Genomic DNA, 17,177 nt, shown 5'->3' on the forward strand with positions numbered 1-17,177 from the left:
CAGGCAGGGATCAATGAGAATTCGCAAGGCGCGTTACGCCTCCGCGTTCCTGGCGTTGGGGGCTCTGACACTGTCCGCCGCGTGCAGCAGCGGTGGTGGTGGGGGGACGGGAACCGGCGGCGGCGAGGGCAAGCAGGCCACCGTCCAGAACTTCGGTCTCGGCACGGCCGCCGATTCCACGGGCCCCGCCCCGGCCGTACCCGGAGCCAAGAAGGGCGGGACGGCGTACGACCTCGACCAGGCGGGCTTCGACTACCTGGACCCCGGCCAGCAGTACGTCAGTGACCAGCTCTCGGTCCAGCTGCTCTACAACCGCTCGCTGACCGGTTACAAGATCGACGCGAAGACCGGCAAGACGATCCTCGTGGGCGACCTGGCCACCGACACCGGCAAGTCCTCCGACGGCGCGAAGACCTGGACCTTCACCCTCAAGGACGGCCTGAAGTTCGAGGACGGCACCCCCGTCACCTCCAAGGACGTCAAGTACGGCATCGAGCGGCTCTTCGCCGACTACCAGACGCAGGGCCCGCAGTACATCCAGAAGTGGCTCTTCGGCCCCGACTACCGCAAGGCCTACACGGGCCCGTACGAGGGCAAGGAGATCCCCTCCGACAAGATCGACACCCCGGACGACAAGACCATCGTCTTCCACTTCATGGAGGCGCACGCCGACGCGCCCTACGCGGCCGCGATGCCCAACATCTCGCCGGTGCCCAAGGCCAAGGACGACAAGCAGAAGTACAACAACCACCCGGTCGCCACCGGCCCGTACAAGATCGCCAGCTACAAGCCGGGCAAGGAACTCGTCTTCGAGCGGAACACCAACTGGGACCCGAAGACCGACCCGATCCGCAACGCCTACCCCGACAGCTGGAACTTCCAGCTCGGCATCGCCGAGCCGGGCCTGACCAACCGCCTCGCCGCCGAGGACGGCAACGACAAGTACGCGGTGAACATATCCGGTTCCTCCGACCCGTCGAAGATGCAGACCCTGACGACGGACGCGCAGTACAAGTCGCGGACGGTGAACCAGTACCAGCCGTACGTCGAGGTCATCAACATCAACACCAAGCGGATCACCGACCCCAAGATCCGCCAGGCGATCATGTACGCCTTCCCGATGACCCAGGTCCAGCAGGCCTTCGGCGGCGGCGCGCAGGGCGAGCTCGGCACCACCCTGCTCAGCCCGACCGTCGCCGGCTGGAAGAAGTACGACCCCTTCGGCAAGCTCGACAAGCCCGCCGGTGACATCGAGAAGGCCAAGCAGCTGCTGCAGGAGGCCGGCGTCAAGGGCAAGGTCAAGCTCTCCTACGCCTACGCCAACACCCCGCGCTGGCAGAACGTGTCGCTGACCCTCGAGAAGGCCCTGGAGAAGGCCGGCTTCGACGTCCAGCGCAAGGCCATCGACCCGACGTCGTACTACACGGTCGTCGGCAAGGTCGACACCCCGTACGACATCTACCGCACCGGCTGGGGCGCGGACTGGCCCAACGCCTCGACCGTGGTCCCGCCGACCCTGGACGGCCGCAACCTCGCCGACGGCACCAACAACTACTCGTTCCTCAACGACGAGCACGTCAACTCCGAGATCGACCGCATCCTGGCGATCACGGACGTCAAGAAGCAGAACGACGAGTGGCGCACCCTGTCCGAGTACGTGCTGAAGAACGACACGTCGCAGATCCCGTTCATCTTCGACAAGTACTTCAACATCTACGGCTCGGGCCTCGGCGGCGTCACCTACAACGAGGTCTACGGGACGATCAACCCCAACACGATCTTCGTCAAGCAGTAGCCACAGCGCACCCGCGCCGGTCCCGGCCTCTCCCCGGGCCGGGACCGGCGCCCCGACGGAACCGACGGAGAGCCTGACCCATGCTGCGTTTCCTGGTACGCCGTGTGCTGGGCGCGCTGGTCATCCTGCTGCTGATCAGCGCCATCACGTACTTCCTGTTCTTCTTCCTGCCGTCCGACCCGGCGCTGCTGTCCTGCGGCAAGAACTGCAATCCGCAGAACGTGGCCCTGATCCGCAAGAACCTCGGCCTGGACCTGCCGATCTGGACCCAGTACTGGCACTTCATGGTGGGCATCTTCGCCGGCCGCGACATGCCCATCGGCCACTGCCCGGCGCCGTGCTTCGGTTACTCATTCGCCGACCAGCAGCTGGTCTGGGACACCATCGCCGACCGGTACCCGACCACTTTGTCGCTGGCCGTCGGCGGGGCCTCCGCCTTCCTGGCCATCGGCGTCGGCCTCGGACTCATCTCCGCCTGGCAGCAGGGCAGGGCCTTCGACCGGATCGCCAGCGGCGTCTCGCTGGTCGGCAACTCGGTGCAGATCTACTTCCTCGGCCCGATCGCCATCGGCCTGTTCGCCACCAGCTGGCACGTGCTGGACCGCGGACACGACCCCGACTGGTCGCACGACCCGTGGGGTTCGGTGCAGGGGCTGATCCTGCCCTGCCTGGTGATGTCGGTGATCTTCTGGTCCAACTACAGCCGGCAGACCCGCTCGCTGATGGTGGAGCAGATGTCCGAGGACCACATCCGGGCCGCCCGCGCCAAGGGCATGTCGTCCCGGTACGTGTTCCTGCGGTACGCGCTGCGCGGCGCGGCCGCCTCCATCATCACCATCTTCGGCATCGACCTGAGCGCCGTCCTCGGCGGCGCGATCATCACCGAGGTCACCTTCGGACTGCACGGCCTCGGCCTGCTGTCGGTGCAGGCGGTGTTCCGCAGCGACCTGCCGCTGGAGATGGCCGTGATGCTGATCGGCGCCACGATCATCGTCGTCTGCAACATCGTCGTCGACGCCGCTTACGCCCTCATCGACCCGCGGATCAGGCTTTCGTGAGCCGGAACGCTTGCCGGCACGCAGAGGAGAACCACCCGTGAGCATCCTCACCAAGACCGAGGCGGGGCCGCCCGGACCCGAGAACCCCGCGCCGTCCGGGCCGTTCCTGTCGGTACGCGACCTGTACGTGCAGTTCGCCACCGAGGACGGTGTCGTCAAGGCCGTCGACGGGCTCTCCTTCGACGTGGAGCGCGGCAGAACCCTGGGCATCGTCGGCGAGTCCGGCTCCGGCAAGTCGGTCACCAATCTGGCGATCCTCGGTCTGCACAACCCCCGCAACACCACCACCCGCGGTGAGATCGTGCTGGACGGGCAGGAGCTCACGGGTGCCTCGGAGCGCACCCTTGAACGCCTGCGCGGCCGGAAGATGGCGATGATCTTCCAGGACTCGCTGACCGCGCTCTCCCCGTACTACTCGGTCGGCCGGCAGATCGCCGAGCCGTACATGAAGCACATGGGCGCCTCGAAGAAGGCCGCCCGCGAGCGGGCGATCGAGATGCTCGCCCGGGTGGGCATCCCCCAGCCGCGCCAGCGCGTGGACGACTTCCCGCACCAGTTCTCCGGCGGCATGCGGCAGCGCGCGATGATCGCGATGGCGCTGGTCTGCGACCCCGCGCTGGTCATCGCGGACGAGCCGACGACCGCCCTGGACGTGACCGTCCAGGCCCAGATCCTCGACCTGCTCAAGGACCTCCAGCGGGAGACGGGCACGGCGATCGTCATCATCACCCACGACCTCGGTGTGGTGGCCAACACCGCCGACGACGTCATGGTGATGTACGCGGGGCGCTGCGTGGAGCGCGGCACCGTGCGCGAGATCCTCAAGACGCCCGAACACCCTTACTCCTGGGGCCTGCTGGCGTCCATCCCCCGGCTGTCGGCGCCGGTGGACCTGCCGCTGTCCCCGATCGCCGGCACCCCGCCCAGCCTGCTCAACCCGCCCTCCGGCTGCCCCTTCCATCCGCGCTGCGGCTTCACCGCGGAGGTCGGCGGCGCCCGCTGCGCCACCGTGCGGCCGGACATACCCGAGAGCGAGCGGCGCGGCTCCGCCTGCCACCTGGGCCCGGAGCGGAAGCAGGAGATCTTCACCGGGCAGATCCAGCCGCGTCTTGCGGGCGGTGCCCGGTGAGCGTCCCGCAGCAGAACCACGCGCCGAGGGAGACCATGAGCACGCTGCTCGAAGTGACCGGTCTGCGGAAGTACTTCCCCGTACGGAGCGGCTTCCTGGTCAAGCGCCATGTGGCGGACGTGCGGGCCGTGGACGGCGTCGACTTCAGCATCGCCGAGGGCGAGAGCCTCGGGCTGGTCGGCGAGTCGGGCTGCGGCAAGTCCACCACCGGGCGGCTGGTGACCCGGCTGCTCGAGCCGACGGAGGGCCGGATCAGCTACCAGGGGCAGGACATCACCCACGCCTCGCGCAAGGAGCTGGCCCCGATCCGCTCCGAGATCCAGATGATCTTCCAGGACCCGTACGCTTCGCTGAACCCGCGCCAGACCGTTGGGCACATCGTGTCCGCGCCGCTGGAGATCAACGGGATCAACCCGCCGGGCGGCCGGGAGAAGCGGGTGCGCGAACTCCTGGAGACCGTGGGCCTCAACCCCGAGCACTACAACCGCTTCCCCCACGAGTTCTCCGGAGGTCAGCGGCAGCGCATCGGAGTGGCCCGGGCGCTGGCCCTGGAGCCGAAGCTCATCGTGGCGGACGAGCCGGTGTCGGCGCTGGACGTGTCGATCCAGGCACAGGTGGTGAACCTGCTGCAGCGCCTCCAGCGGGAGCTGGGGATCGCCTTCCTCTTCATCGCCCATGACCTCGCGGTGGTACGGCACTTCTCGCAGCGGGTGGCGGTGATGTACCTCGGTCGGATCGTGGAGGTCGGCGAGCGCCAGGACATCTACGAGCGGCCCCGCCACCCGTACACCCACGCCCTGCTGTCCGCCTCTCCCGAGCCGGACCCGGACGAGCGGGACACCACCGAGCGGATCCGGCTCGCCGGCGACGTGCCCTCGCCGATCTCCCCGCCGTCCGGCTGCCGCTTCCGCACGCGCTGCTGGAAGGCGCAGGACAAGTGCGCGACCGAGGAGCCGCCCCTGGTCCGCATCGAGGGGAACCGGGAGGGGCACCTGAGCGCGTGCCACTTCCCCGAGGAGCCGACGACCGCGGCGCGGGGCGAGGACGTCATCCTCGACCCGGCCCTCGCCGCGATCGAGGAGACGCCCGCCGACAAGACCCCTTGACCCGGGCCGACAGACGTCTCCGTTCGGAGCCCGACCCGCGCCCACACCCCTGCCGCACCGGGCGCGGGCCGCGGCATGTCCTCCCGCGGCCGGGCCGCCTCCGGGACGCTGCGGCTCACCCGCCCGGGGGCTCGGGCGGCACCACCGTCTTCTCCTCCGCGAAGTGGCAGGCGCTGTCGTGCGCCGCCGGGGAGTCCAGCCCCCGGAACGCGGCGGGCACCGCCAGCTCCGGCACCTCCAGTGTGCAGCGCTCCTGTGCCTTCCAGCAGCGGGTGCGGAAGCGGCAGCCGGACGGCGGGTCGGCCGGGGAGGGCACATCGCCGGAGAGCAGCAGCCGTTCCCGGTGCTCGCGCGCGTCGGGGTCCGGTACCGGCACCGCCGACAGCAGGGCCTGGGTGTAGGGGTGCGTGGGGTGGTCGTAGATCTGCGTGTCGTCGCCGGTCTCGACGATCCGCCCGAGGTACATCACCGCCACCCGGTCCGAGATGTGCCGGACGATCGACAGGTCGTGCGCGATGAAGAGGTAGGAGAGGTCGAACTCGTCCTGCAGCCGCTCCATCAGGTTGACCACCTGCGCCTGCACGGAGACGTCCAGCGCCGACACCGGCTCGTCGGCGACGATGATCTCCGGGCGCAGCGCCAGGCCGCGCGCGATGCCGATGCGCTGCCGCTGACCGCCGGAGAACTGGTGCGGATAGCGGTTGACGTACTCGGGGTTCAGGCCGACGACGTCCAGCAGCTCCCGCACCCTTCGGCGCCGGTCGCCCTTCGGCGCGACCTCGGGGTGGATCTCGTACGGCTCGCCGATGATGTCGCCGACCGTCATACGCGGGTTGAGCGAGGTGTACGGGTCCTGGAACACCATCTGGATGTTCCGGCGCACGGCCTTGAGGGCGCGGCCGGACAGTTTGGTGATGTCCTCCCCCTTGTAGAGGATCTGGCCCTGCGTGGCCTGCTCCAGGTGCACCAGCAGCCGGGCCACGGTGGACTTGCCGCAGCCGGACTCGCCGACGATGCCGAGCGTCTCCCCCTTGCGCAGGTCCAGGTCCACGCCGTCGACCGCCTTGACCGCGCCGATCTGCCGCTTGAACAGGATCCCCTGGGTCAGCGGGAAGTGCTTGTACAGCCCGCGCACCTGGAGGACGGGCTCACCGCTGGTCCTCACCGAGGCACTCCCTCCAGAAGTGGCAGGCGCTGCCCCGCCGGGCGCTGATCCGGTAGAGCTCGGGCTCGTCGGTGGCGCACACCTCCCGGGCCAGCGGGCAGCGCGGGTGGAAGGCGCAGCCGGGCGGGATGTGCAGCAGGTTCGGGGGGAGGCCCTTGATCGCGTAGAGCTCCCGGCCCTTCTGGTCCAGGCGCGGGATCGACTCCAGCAGGCCCTTGGTGTACGGGTGCGCCGGGCGCTTGTAGATCTCGTGGACCGGCGCCGTCTCGACGATGCGCCCGGCGTACATCACCGCGATCGTGTCCGCCACGTCGGCGACCACGCCCAGGTCGTGCGTGATGAGGATCAGACCCATGCCGTACTCGCGCTGGAGTTCCGCCAGCAGGTCCATGACCTGGGCCTGGACGGTGACGTCGAGCGCGGTGGTCGGCTCGTCCGCGATGATCAGTTCCGGCTCCAGGGCGAGGGCCATCGCGATCATGATGCGCTGGCGCATGCCGCCGGAGAACTGGTGCGGGTACTGCCCGACCCGTTCGCGCGCCGCCGGGATCCGCACCCGGTCCATCAGCTCCACGGCGCTGGACCGGGCGTCCTTGCGGGACATCCCCCGGTGGACCCGGAACATCTCGCCGAGCTGGTCGCCCACGGTGAGGACGGGGTTGAGGGCGGACAGCGCGTCCTGGAAGATCATCGCCATCCTGGCGCCGCGCACCTTGCGGCGCTCCTCGGCGCCCATGGCCAGCAGGTCCTCGCCCCGGAAGAGGATCTCGCCGCGGGTGACGAACCCCGGCGGCGAGTCGAGGATGCCCATGACGGCCAGCGCGGTCACCGACTTGCCGGATCCGGACTCGCCGAGCACGGCGAGCGTCTGGTGGGAACGCACCGAGTAGGAGACCCCGTTGACGGCCTTGGCGATGCCGTCCCGGGTGCGGAACTCCACATGGAGGTCGCGGACGTCGAGCAGGGGCGGCTCGTCCTGGGCCGCGGTGGCCATCGCGTCTCCGTCCATCAGCGCAGCTTGGGGTCGAGGGCGTCGCGCACCGCGTCGCCGAGCATGATGAAGGCCAGCACGGTCAGGCTCAGCGCCCCGGCCGGCCAGAGCAGCATGTGCGGGGCGTTGCGGATCTGCGTGGAGGCCTGCGAGATGTCGATGCCCCAGGAGACGGTGGGCGGTTTCAGCCCGACGCCGAGATAGGACAGGGTGGCCTCCAGGGAGATGTACGTGCCGAGCGCGATGGTCGCGACGACGATGACGGGCGCGACGGCGTTGGGCGCGATGTGCCGCAGCAGCAGGCGGGCGTTGCCGGCGCCGAGGGCCCGGGCGGCCTGGACGTAGTCGTTCTGCTTGACGGTGATGACCGAGCCGCGGGCGATACGGCCGATCTGCGGCCAGCCGAGCAGCACGATGAAGCCGACCACCGGCCACACGGTCGTCCCGGTGACGACGGACAGGAAGACCAGGCCGCCGAGCACGATCGGGATGCCGAAGAAGATGTCGCTCACCCGGGAGAGCACCGCGTCCGCCCAGCCGCCGTGGTAGCCGGCGAGGCCGCCCAGCAGCCCGCCGAGCAGGGCGGCGCCGACGGTGGCGCAGATCCCGACGGTGACGGAGGCACGGGCCCCGTGGACGACCCGGGTGTAGACGTCGCAGCCCTGGGTGTCGAAGCCGAAGGGATGGCCGGGCGCGGAGCCCTTCTGGGAGTTGTCCAGGTTGCAGCTGAGCGGGTTGCCGGGCGCGATGAGCTGCGGCCAGACGGAGATGACGATCAGGAAGAGGATCACCAGCGCGGAGAGCACGAAGACCGGGTTGCGCCGCAGGTCCCGCCACGCGTCCGACCACAGGCTGCGCGGCTTCTCCCCGGCGGGGTACTCCACCGGGCCGCCCGGCGTCCCCCCGGGGCCCGGGGGCCTCTCCAGCGTGCGTGCCTCGTCCTGGCCCAGTCCCATGGAGGCCCCCGTCCCGCCGGCCGGCTCCATGGCCTCGTCGGGGTGATTGCGCGGCTCAGGCATAGCGGATCCTCGGGTCGAGGACGGCGTAGACCAGGTCGACCAGCAGGTTGGCGATGAGGAAGACGATCACCAGGATGGTCACGAAGCCGACGACGGTGGCCGAGTCCAGTCGCAGGATGCCCTGGTAGAGCTGGTAGCCGACGCCGTGGATGTTGAAGATGCGCTCGGTGACGATGGCCCCGCCCATGAGCGCCCCGATGTCGGTGCCGATGAAGGTGACCACTGGGATGAGGGAGTTGCGCAACAGGTGATGGGTGATCACCCGGCGGCGCGGCAGGCCCTTGGCGGTCGCGGTGCGGACGTAGTCGGCGCGGGCGTTCTCGACGATGGAGGTGCGGCTGAGCCGGGTGACGTACGCGAGCGAGGTCAGTGCCAGCACGAACCCCGGGACGATCAGCTCGTCGATGCGGGCCTCGGACGACACCGAGGGCGCGATGAGGTTCCACTTGACCCCGAGCAGATACTGCAGCACGTAGCCGGTGACGAAGGTCGGGACGGAGATGACGACGAGGGTGCCGAGCAGCGCCGCGGTGTCGACCGGACGGCCCCGGCGCAGCCCGGTGAGGACGCCGAGGGTGATGCCGATGACGATCTCGAAGAGGATCGCGATGATCGTCAGTCGCAGGGTGACGGGGAAGGCGCTCGCCATCAGCTGGGTGACCGGCTGCCCGTTCCACGCGATCCCGAAGTCGCCCCGGAAGATCTGCCCCATGTAGTGCAGGTACTGCTGCCACAGGGGGTGGTCCAGGTAGAGCTCGTGGCGGATCTGCGCGGCCGTCGCGGGATCGCAGGCGCGGTCCCCGCACCTGGCCTGGACCGGGTCGCCGAGCGCGAACACCATGATGAAGATCAGCATGGTGGTGCCGATGAACACCGGGATCATCTGCAGCAGACGGCGGATGACGTACCGTCCCATGGAGTCAGCTGACCTTGATCTGGTTGTAGACGGGGACGCTGAAGGGGTTGAGGGCGACATCGGAGAGCCGCTGCGACCAGCCCGCGCTGCCGTTCTGGTACCACAGGGCGATGGCCGGGACCTGCTGCGGCAGGATCCGCTCGGCCTGCTTGAAGGTGTCGACGGCCTTGGCGGTGTCGCTCTCGGCGTTGGCCTGGTCGACGAGCTTGTCGAACTGCGCGTTGCTGAAGTGCGCGTCGTTGGACGAGGCGTCGGTGTAGTAGAGCGGCTGCAGGAAGTTCTGGATCAGCGGGTAGTCCATCTGCCAGCCGGCCCGGAAGGGGTTCTTCATCTGCTGGTTGACGATCTGGTTGCGGAAGTCCGCGAAGGTGCCGACCGGGTTGCCGACGCAGGCGCTGTCGTTGTCCAGGGCGTTGTTGATGCTGTTGCAGACCGCGTCGACCCAGTCCTTGTGGGAGCCGCTGTCCGCGTTGTACGTGATCTTCATGGTGCCGCCGGGGATGCCGCCGCCCTCCTTGACCAGCTTCCTGGCCCGGGCGGGGTCGTAGTCGCAGACGTCCCCGCAGAGCGTGTCGTCGAAACCGCCGGCGGTGCCGAGCACGGGTGAGGTCCAGTCCCGGGCGGGGATGCGCGTGTTGTGGAAGATCTGCCGGGTGATCTGCTTGCGGTTGATCGCCATGGAGATGCCCTGGCGGAGCTTCTCGGAGTTCCTGCCCGACCAGGCCTTGTCGTAGAGCGGGAAGGCGATGGTCTGGATGATGCCGGCCGGGGTGTTGAGGTAGCGGCCGGCGAGGTCGGCCTTGACGTTCTTCAGCTGGGAGGCGGGAACGTCGTCGACGAGGTCGAGGTTGCCGGCCTGCAGGTCGGTGTAGGCGGTGGTGTTGTCGGTGTAGACCTTGAGGTCCACGCCGCCGTTGACGGCCGCGTCGGCCCCCTTGTACCCGTGCCACGTGCGCAGCTGCATGCCCTGGCCCCTGGTGTACGACTCCACCCGGTAGGGGCCGTTGCCGATGGGCTTCTTCAGCCAGGCGGCGTGGTTGGTGAAGAAGGCGCGCGGCAGCGGCATGAAGGCGGCGTAGCCGAGGGTGTCGGGCCAGGTGGAGAACTTCTGGTTGAGCTTGACGGTGAAGTTCAGGTCGTCCTGCTTGGTCAGCCCGGAGAGCTTCTCGGCGGTCGGGCCGCCGGACGCGGGGTGCACCTTGTCATAGCCGTCGACGTAGCGGAAGAAGGAAGCGTTGATCTGCTTGTTCGTGACGAGCGCCCCGTAGTTCCAGGCGTCGATGAACGAGTCGGAGGTGACCTTCTGGCCATTGCTGAAGGTCCAGCCGTCCTTGATCTTGATCTTGAAGGTCCGCTGGTCCGAGGTGGTGATCGAGTCGGCGATGACGTTCTCGGCGGCCGCGGTCTTCGGGTTGTACTTCTTCAGGCCGCGGAAGATCATGTCCAGCACCTTGCCGCCCTGCACCTCATTGGTGTTGGCCGGCTCCAGTGGATTCTGCGGGTCGGTCCACGAGGCGCTGAACACCCCGGACCCGTCCGCCGGACCGCCGCCCCCGTCCCCACCCCCGCAGCCCGTCGCCACCAGGGCGGCCGCGGCCGTGCAGACGGCCCACCTCGCCGCGCTCCGTCGCATCGGATGCCTCCTCGGGGAGCTCTACGCCATGAAGGACACGTGGCTCACCATGACATCGCAAACCCGGACATAATGCACAGCGGCTCACCGGCCCGGGGCAGCGCCGAGGGGAGCAGAGGGTTTTCCCTATGCCCGGGGCAGTCAATGAGGGTTATCCCGACAGTCGGGTTAAATTTCTACAAAGAAAATAAAGGATCCATCACGACGATCCGGCGCTCGTTGACGCGGCCATAATTCGGTTGCGAAAGTCCCATCAACCCTTCAAGCCGAGTTGGAATGCGCACGACCTGCGCAGACGACTCGGTCGCAAATGTTTCGGCCGTGCTACACAACTATGCCAGACGCGGCCGGCGAAGAAAGTTCAATCTTGTTATTCGTTCGAAACGAACCGACTGAGAGTGTGAGCCGTGGGCCGTTACCTGCTGCGCCGACTGATCAACCACATGGCGCTGGTTCTCATCGCGGCCTCCCTCACCTACTTCCTCGCGGCGATCAGCCTCAACCCGAGAGCCAACTTCGCCGGCCGGAACCCTCCGGTGGCGGCCTCCTCGGTGACGACCACCCTCAACGAGTACAACCTCAACCCCGACACCCCGGTCGTGGTCCGCTTCGCCCACTGGGCGAACGGCGTGGCCCACGGGGACCTCGGACGGACCGTCACCGGCGGTGAGGTGAATGACGAGTTCGGGCGCCGCGTCGGAGTGAGCACCCGTCTGCTGCTGCTCGCCACCATCCTGGGCTCCATCGGCGGTGTGCTGCTGGGCGCCTGGGGGGCCGTCAGACAGTACCGGGCGTCGGACCGGGTCGCCACACTGGGCTCGTTCTTCATCCTGGCCATGCCGGTGTTCGTGATCGCCGTGACCTTCAAGCTGTGGGCGATCGACCTGAACGACGCCGTCGGCTTCAAACTCATCAAGTACACCGGCGAGTACGACCCCGACCTGACCGGGACCGGTGAGATCCTCGCCAGCCGGCTGCAGCACCTGCTGCTGCCCAGCCTGACCCTGATCGTCATCCAGGTCGCGCTCTACAGCCGCTACCAGCGCAGCACCATGCTGGACGTCCTCGGCAGCGACTTTTTGCGCACCGCGCGGGCGAAGGGCCTGTCGCGGCGGGCGGCGCTGATGAAGCACGGTCTGCGCACCGCGGTCCTCCCGGTGGTCCCGCTGCTGGTCTACAACGTCGTCCTGCTCTTCACCGGCGCGACCTTCACCGAGAAGATCTTCGGCTGGCACGGCATGGGCGAGTGGCTGGTCAACTCCATCAGCACCAACGACGTCAACGCGGTCGCCGCGGTGGGCATGTTCACCGCTCTCGTGGTGCTGATCGCCGGCCTGCTCTCCGATCTGCTCTACGCGGCGCTCGATCCCCGCGTACGGGTGCGCTGAGACCCACCGCACCCCTCCGCCGCCCCGATCCCGCGTTCCCAGGAGCCCTCACCCATGGCCGTCCAGACCCCCTCCGTACAGCCTCCCGCGCAGGTGCCCACCGCGCCGGGCGACCGGCCCGCACGGCGCCGCGCGAGCGGCCGGCTCCGGCTCACCGCCGTCCGCTTCACGCGCAACCGCCTGGCCCTGTTCGGGCTGGTCATGCTGGTCCTGCTCTTCCTGATGGCGTACGTATCGCCGCTGTTCTACAAGTGGGACTACACCGAGCTCGACTTCACCGCCTTCCAGAAGCCGCCGTCGGCCGGGCACTGGTTCGGCACCGACCAGACCGGCTCCGACCTGTTCGCGCTCACCGCGCGAGGCATGCAGAAGTCCCTGGTCATCGGCATCCTGACCGGCGTCATCTGCACCTTCGTCGCCGCGGTGGTCGGCGCGAGCGCCGGCTACTTCGGCGGCTGGACCGACCGCTCCCTGATGTGGGTGGTCGACCTGCTGCTGGTCATGCCCAACTTCCTGATCATCGCGGTGCTCTCGCCCCTCTTCCAGGGCACGACCTGGCTGCTGTTCGTGGTGCTGCTGGCGCTGTTCAGCTGGATGATCACCGGCCGGGTCGTCCGCAGCATGACGCTCACCCTGAAGGACCGTGAATTCGTCAAGGCCGCGAAGTACATGGGGGTTCCGGCCCCGGTCATCATCTTCCGGCACATCCTGCCGTCGATGGCCTCGATGCTGATCATCGACGGGACGATCCAGGTCGGCGCGGCGATCATCGGCGAGACCAGCCTGTCGTACTTCGGCTTCGGCGTGCAGTCCCCCGACGTCTCGCTCGGCACGGTGATCGCCACCGGAACCCCGGCCGCCCCGTCCTTCCCGTGGCTGTTCTACTTCCCGGCCGGCTGCCTGGTGCTGATCTGCCTGTCCATCGCCTTCATCGGCGACGGTCTGCGGGACGCCCTCGACCCCAACTCCAGCGGCGCCAAGGCCCGCGCCCCCCGCAAGTCCAAGAGCACGTCCACGGAAGGACGCACGTCGTGAGCGAGACCCCCGCCCTCGAGGTCACCGACCTCCACGTCTCCTTCCCGAGCGAGGCCGGGCCGGTCAGCGCCGTACGCGGCGTGTCCTTCTCCGTGCGGCCCGGCGAGGTCCTCGGCATCGTCGGCGAGTCGGGTTCGGGCAAGTCCGTCTCCTCGCTCGCCGTCCTCGGCCTGCTGCCGGATACCGCCTCCATCAAGGGCTCGGTGAAGCTCCACGGCCGTGAGCTGCTGGATCTGGACGACCGGGAGATGACGGAGATCCGCGGCAAGGAGATCGCGATGGTCTTCCAGGACCCGCTCTCCGCGCTGACCCCGGTCTACTCGGTCGGCGACCAGATCGTCGAGGCGCTGCGGATCCACCAGGACCTGGACAAGGAAGCCGCCCGCAAGCGCGCGATCGAACTGCTGGACCTGGTCGGCATCCCGGACCCGGCTCGGCGCGCCGACGCCTTCCCGCACGAGTTCTCCGGCGGCATGCGCCAGCGGGCGATGATCGCCATGGCGATCGCCAACGACCCCGAGGTGATCATCGCCGACGAGCCGACGACCGCCCTGGACGTGACCATCCAGGCGCAGATCCTGGAGGTCCTGAAGAAGGCCCAGGAGGTCACCGGCGCCGCCATCGTCATGATCACCCACGACCTGGGCGTGGTGGCCGGCTTCGCCGACCGGGTCCAGGTGATGTACGCGGGCCGTCCGGTGGAGACCGGCACCGTGGACGACGTCTACTACACCCCGCGCATGCCGTACACCATCGGCCTGCTCGGCTCGATCCCGCGGCTCGACGACGGCCGGCGCCACGCGCTGACCCCGATCGACGGCAACCCGCCCTCGCTGGTGGACCTGCCGACAGGCTGTCCCTTCGCGGCCCGCTGCCCCATCGCGATCGACGTGTGCCGGCGCGTCGAGCCCGAGCTGACGGTACGGGACGGCGGCAACCACCCCACCGCCTGCCACCGCAGCCACGAGCTGGTGAAGGGCGGCTCCCTCGACCCCGAGACCATCTACCCGGTTCCGGCGCTGCCCGAGGCCCCGGCCGAAACCGCCCGGCCGCGTGACGACCGCGCCCCGGTGCTGGAGGTCAAGGGGCTGGTCAAGCACTTCCCGCTGATGCACGGCGCGGTCATCAAGCGCAAGGTGGGCGAGGTGCGCGCGGTCGACGGCATCAGCTTCGACATCCGCGAGGGCGAGACGCTCGGCCTGGTGGGCGAGTCCGGCTGCGGCAAGACGACCACGCTGCTGGAGATCCTCGACCTGCCCTCCGGCCAGTCCGGCACGGTCACCGTCTTCGGCAAGGACATCCGGGGGCTGAAGGGCGCCGACCGCAAGGCGCTCCGCCGCGACCTGCAGGTGGTCTTCCAGGACCCGATGGCCGCGCTCGACCCGCGGATGCCGGTCGGCGACATCCTGGCCGAGCCCATGAGGACCCACGGCTGGTCCCGCGACCGCGTCGCCGCCCGGGTGCCGGAGCTGCTGAGCCAGGTCGGCCTCGACCCGGACCACGTCGACCGCTTCCCGGCGGAGTTCTCCGGCGGGCAGCGGCAGCGCATCAGCATCGCCCGCGCCCTGGCCCTGGAGCCCAAGCTGGTCGTCCTGGACGAGCCGGTCTCGGCTCTGGACGTCTCCATCCAGGCCGGTGTCCTCAACCTGCTCGACGAGCTCAAGGCCCGGATGGGCCTGAGCTACCTCTTCGTGGCGCACGACCTGTCCGTCGTACGGCACATCGCCGACCGGATCGCGGTGATGTACCTCGGCCGGATCGTCGAACTCGGCTCCGCCGAGGCCGTCTTCGGGGCACCCTCCCACCCGTACACCCAGGCGCTGCTCTCCGCGGTGCCGCTGCCCGATCCCCGCAAGGAGCGCGATCGCAGGCGCATCCTGCTCACCGGCGACCTTCCCAGCCCCGCGGACGTGCCGACCGGCTGCCGATTCCGCAACCGCTGCCCGAAGTTCGCCTCCCTCGACGAGTCCGACCGCGGCCGGTGCCGCGAGGAGGACCCGGCACCGACCGGACTGGCGGGCGACCACACCGCGGCCTGCCACTTTGCCGCCGCCGTCACCGTCGTGTGATTTCCCACCCCGTAAGAGGAGAGAGAGTCCGTTGAACAGAACACGTATGTCCGTCGCCGTGGTGGCGCTGGCCACGGCGAGCGCGCTGACCCTGACCGCGTGCGGCGGCGGGGACGGGAAGAGCGACGCCGCGGCGAAGAAGAACTCGGTGCCGAAGTCCAGCGTCAACAACATCAAGGCGACCGACCGCGACCAGCTGAAGGCGGGCGGCACCCTCAACTTCCCGCTGGGCGAGATCGCCGAGAACTTCAACTACAACGAGATCGACGGCACCCTCTCCGACGGCTACGACGTCGAGCGCGCGCTGATGCCGATCGTCATGATGTCGGACGCGACGGGCACCGTGACCCCGAACCCCGACTACCTGAGCTCCGCCAAGGTCGACGACAGCTCGGGCACGCAGGTCGTCACCTACGAGATCAACCCCAAGGCCAAGTGGTCCGACGGCACCCCGCTGTCCTGGAAGGACTTCGAGGCCAGCTGGAAGGCCGGCAACGGCAAGGACTCCAAGTACAAGGTCTCCTCCACCACCGGCTACGAGCTCATCAAGAGCGTCGCCAAGGGCAAGAGCGACCAGGAGGTCGTGGTCACCTTCGCCAGCCCCTTCGGTGACTGGAAGAGCCTGTTCAGCCCGCTCTACCCGGCCAAGATCGTCGGCACTCCCGAGGGCTTCAACACCGGCTACCTCGGGAAGATCCCGGTCACCGCCGGCCCCTTCAAGTTCCAGGGCATCGACAAGACCGCCAAGACCCTCACCGTCGTCCGAGACGACAACTGGTGGGGCAACAAGGCGATCCTGGACAAGATCATCTTCCGTGCCCTGGACGCCGACGCCACCGCCGGCGCCTTCGCCAACGGCGAGGTCGACTTCTTCAGCGTGGGCCCCGACTCGGCCGCCTACAAGCAGGCCAAGACCGTCAAGGGCGCCGAGATCCGCAAGGCGGCCGGTCCCAACTACCGTCACATCACCATAAGCGGCACCCACGGTCCCCTGAAGGACGTCAAGGTCCGCCAGGCGGTCACCTCCGCCGTCAACCGGCAGGCCATCGGCGACTCCGACCTCCAGGGCCTGGACTGGGAGGCGAAGCCGCTGAACAACCACTTCTTCGTCACCAACCAGAAGGGCTACAAGGACAACTCCGGCGAGTTCGCCTCATACGACCCGGCCAAGGCGAACAAGCTGCTGGACGAGGCCGGCTGGAAGAAGAGCGGCGAGTTCCGCAAGAAGGACGGCAAGGTCCTCGAGGTCAACTTCACCATCCCGGCGAACTACGTCACCGCCGCCAACGAGGGCAAGCTGCTGCAGGCCATGCTGAAGCAGGTCGGCATCAAGCTGACGGTGAAGTCCGTGCCGCTGCAGGAGTTCTTCGACAAGTACGTCACCCCCGGCAACTTCGACCTGACGGCCTTCTCGTGGCTGGGCACCGCCTTCCCGGTCTCGTCCACCAAGTCGATCTACGCCAACCCCAAGGGCAGCAACGTCCAGCAGAACTACACCGGTGTCGGCAGCCAGGCGCTCGACGACGCCATGAACAAGGCCGCGGCCGACACCGACCCGGCCAAGGCCATCGACGACGCCAACGCCGCGGACCAGCTCATCTGGACCCAGGCCAACGTCCTGACGCTCTACCAGCGTCCCGACATCTACGCGGTCAAGAAGAACCTGGCCAACATCGGCGCCTACGGCTTCCAGGACCTGCGCTACGAGAACATCGGCTTCCTCAAGTAAGCCGCGCCGGCTACCGGCACCGCGTCCGCCCCGTCACCGCCAGGTGACGGGGCGGACCGCTTTGTATACGTGGCCGAAGTCGCCGTCGCGATGGACCCGTTGCCGGGCCCGCACGCACCGGCCAGGTCCCCGGCAGGGCAGGGT

General features: G+C 68.6%; 13 protein-coding genes. 8 read left to right on the forward strand and 5 right to left on the reverse strand.

Annotation, left to right across the window (positions count from 1 at the left end):
• The first annotated feature begins 13 nt into the window (after positions 1 to 13).
• The 4 genes from ACWDAS_RS34785 to ACWDAS_RS34800 all read left to right on the forward strand — a co-directional run bounded on the left by ACWDAS_RS34785 (position 14) and on the right by ACWDAS_RS34800 (position 5,088).
• Positions 14 to 1,795 carry an ABC transporter substrate-binding protein gene (locus ACWDAS_RS34785; RefSeq protein ID WP_450398823.1) on the forward strand — a complete coding sequence of 594 codons (1,782 nt, stop codon included), beginning with the start codon at positions 14 to 16 and terminating at the stop codon, positions 1,793 to 1,795.
• 80 nt (positions 1,796 to 1,875) lie between these two features.
• On the forward strand, positions 1,876 to 2,853 hold the full coding sequence (locus ACWDAS_RS34790; RefSeq protein ID WP_450398824.1) for an ABC transporter permease: 978 nt from the start codon (positions 1,876 to 1,878) through the stop codon (positions 2,851 to 2,853).
• Positions 2,854 to 2,890: 37 nt separating this feature from the next.
• A complete protein-coding gene (locus ACWDAS_RS34795; RefSeq protein WP_450398826.1) occupies positions 2,891 to 3,982 on the forward strand; it encodes an ABC transporter ATP-binding protein in 1,092 nt (363 codons plus the stop codon).
• A 35-nt stretch (positions 3,983 to 4,017) separates the two neighbouring features.
• A complete protein-coding gene (locus tag ACWDAS_RS34800) occupies positions 4,018 to 5,088 on the forward strand; it encodes an ABC transporter ATP-binding protein (RefSeq protein WP_450398827.1) in 1,071 nt (356 codons plus the stop codon).
• A 115-nt stretch (positions 5,089 to 5,203) separates the two neighbouring features.
• On the opposite strand, the gene ACWDAS_RS34805 is transcribed toward ACWDAS_RS34800, so the two are convergent.
• The 5 genes from ACWDAS_RS34805 to ACWDAS_RS34825 are packed head-to-tail and all read right to left on the reverse strand — an operon-like array spanning position 5,204 to position 10,812.
• Positions 5,204 to 6,253, reverse strand: a complete 1,050-nt coding sequence (locus ACWDAS_RS34805; RefSeq protein ID WP_450398829.1) for an ABC transporter ATP-binding protein — start codon at positions 6,251 to 6,253, stop codon at positions 5,204 to 5,206.
• Positions 6,237 to 7,262, reverse strand: a complete 1,026-nt coding sequence (locus ACWDAS_RS34810) for an ABC transporter ATP-binding protein (RefSeq protein WP_450398831.1) — start codon at positions 7,260 to 7,262, stop codon at positions 6,237 to 6,239. The genes ACWDAS_RS34805 and ACWDAS_RS34810 overlap by 17 nt, the downstream gene beginning before the upstream one ends.
• The gene (locus ACWDAS_RS34815) at positions 7,262 to 8,263 is read right to left on the reverse strand and encodes an ABC transporter permease (protein WP_450398832.1); all 1,002 of its coding nucleotides are present in this window, start codon (positions 8,261 to 8,263) and stop codon (positions 7,262 to 7,264) included. Before ACWDAS_RS34815 ends, ACWDAS_RS34810 begins: the two co-directional genes overlap by 1 nt.
• Complete coding sequence (locus tag ACWDAS_RS34820) at positions 8,256 to 9,179, reverse strand: ABC transporter permease (RefSeq protein WP_450398834.1); 924 nt, start codon at positions 9,177 to 9,179, stop codon at positions 8,256 to 8,258. The genes ACWDAS_RS34815 and ACWDAS_RS34820 overlap by 8 nt, the downstream gene beginning before the upstream one ends.
• A 4-nt stretch (positions 9,180 to 9,183) precedes the next feature.
• Positions 9,184 to 10,812: a peptide ABC transporter substrate-binding protein gene (locus ACWDAS_RS34825; protein ID WP_450398836.1), complete on the reverse strand. Its 1,629-nt coding sequence runs from the start codon at positions 10,810 to 10,812 to the stop codon at positions 9,184 to 9,186.
• A gap of 407 nt (positions 10,813 to 11,219) precedes the next feature.
• Between ACWDAS_RS34825 and ACWDAS_RS34830 the strand changes: the two genes are divergently transcribed.
• The 4 genes from ACWDAS_RS34830 to ACWDAS_RS34845 are packed head-to-tail and all read left to right on the forward strand — an operon-like array spanning position 11,220 to position 17,033.
• Positions 11,220 to 12,200, forward strand: coding sequence for an ABC transporter permease (locus tag ACWDAS_RS34830; RefSeq protein ID WP_450398838.1), 981 nt, complete (start codon positions 11,220 to 11,222; stop codon positions 12,198 to 12,200).
• A gap of 54 nt (positions 12,201 to 12,254) precedes the next feature.
• Positions 12,255 to 13,235, forward strand: a complete 981-nt coding sequence (locus tag ACWDAS_RS34835; RefSeq protein WP_450398840.1) for an ABC transporter permease — start codon at positions 12,255 to 12,257, stop codon at positions 13,233 to 13,235.
• Positions 13,232 to 15,304 (forward strand): ABC transporter ATP-binding protein, encoded by a 2,073-nt coding sequence (locus ACWDAS_RS34840; protein ID WP_450398842.1) that lies wholly within the window; start codon positions 13,232 to 13,234, stop codon positions 15,302 to 15,304. The genes ACWDAS_RS34835 and ACWDAS_RS34840 overlap by 4 nt, the downstream gene beginning before the upstream one ends.
• A gap of 31 nt (positions 15,305 to 15,335) precedes the next feature.
• Entirely contained in the window at positions 15,336 to 17,033 is a 1,698-nt protein-coding gene (locus ACWDAS_RS34845) for an ABC transporter family substrate-binding protein (protein WP_450398844.1), read from the forward strand.
• The last annotated feature ends 144 nt before the right edge of the window (positions 17,034 to 17,177 follow it).

This window comes from Streptomyces sp. NPDC001070 (genome assembly GCF_053598835.1).

Bases quoted from the DNA above. Each gene is read 5' to 3' on its own strand.
- ACWDAS_RS34825 (WP_450398836.1), bottom strand. From the start codon at position 10,812: ATGCGACGGAGCGCGGCGAGGTGGGCCGTCTGCACGGCCGCGGCCGCC.
- ACWDAS_RS34785 (WP_450398823.1), top strand. From the start codon at position 14: ATGAGAATTCGCAAGGCGCGTTACGCCTCCGCGTTCCTGGCGTTGGGG.
- ACWDAS_RS34800 (WP_450398827.1), top strand. From the start codon at position 4,018: ATGAGCACGCTGCTCGAAGTGACCGGTCTGCGGAAGTACTTCCCCGTA.
- ACWDAS_RS34790 (WP_450398824.1), top strand. From the start codon at position 1,876: ATGCTGCGTTTCCTGGTACGCCGTGTGCTGGGCGCGCTGGTCATCCTG.
- ACWDAS_RS34835 (WP_450398840.1), top strand. From the start codon at position 12,255: ATGGCCGTCCAGACCCCCTCCGTACAGCCTCCCGCGCAGGTGCCCACC.
- ACWDAS_RS34820 (WP_450398834.1), bottom strand. From the start codon at position 9,179: ATGGGACGGTACGTCATCCGCCGTCTGCTGCAGATGATCCCGGTGTTC.
- ACWDAS_RS34815 (WP_450398832.1), bottom strand. From the start codon at position 8,263: ATGCCTGAGCCGCGCAATCACCCCGACGAGGCCATGGAGCCGGCCGGC.
- ACWDAS_RS34810 (WP_450398831.1), bottom strand. From the start codon at position 7,262: ATGGACGGAGACGCGATGGCCACCGCGGCCCAGGACGAGCCGCCCCTG.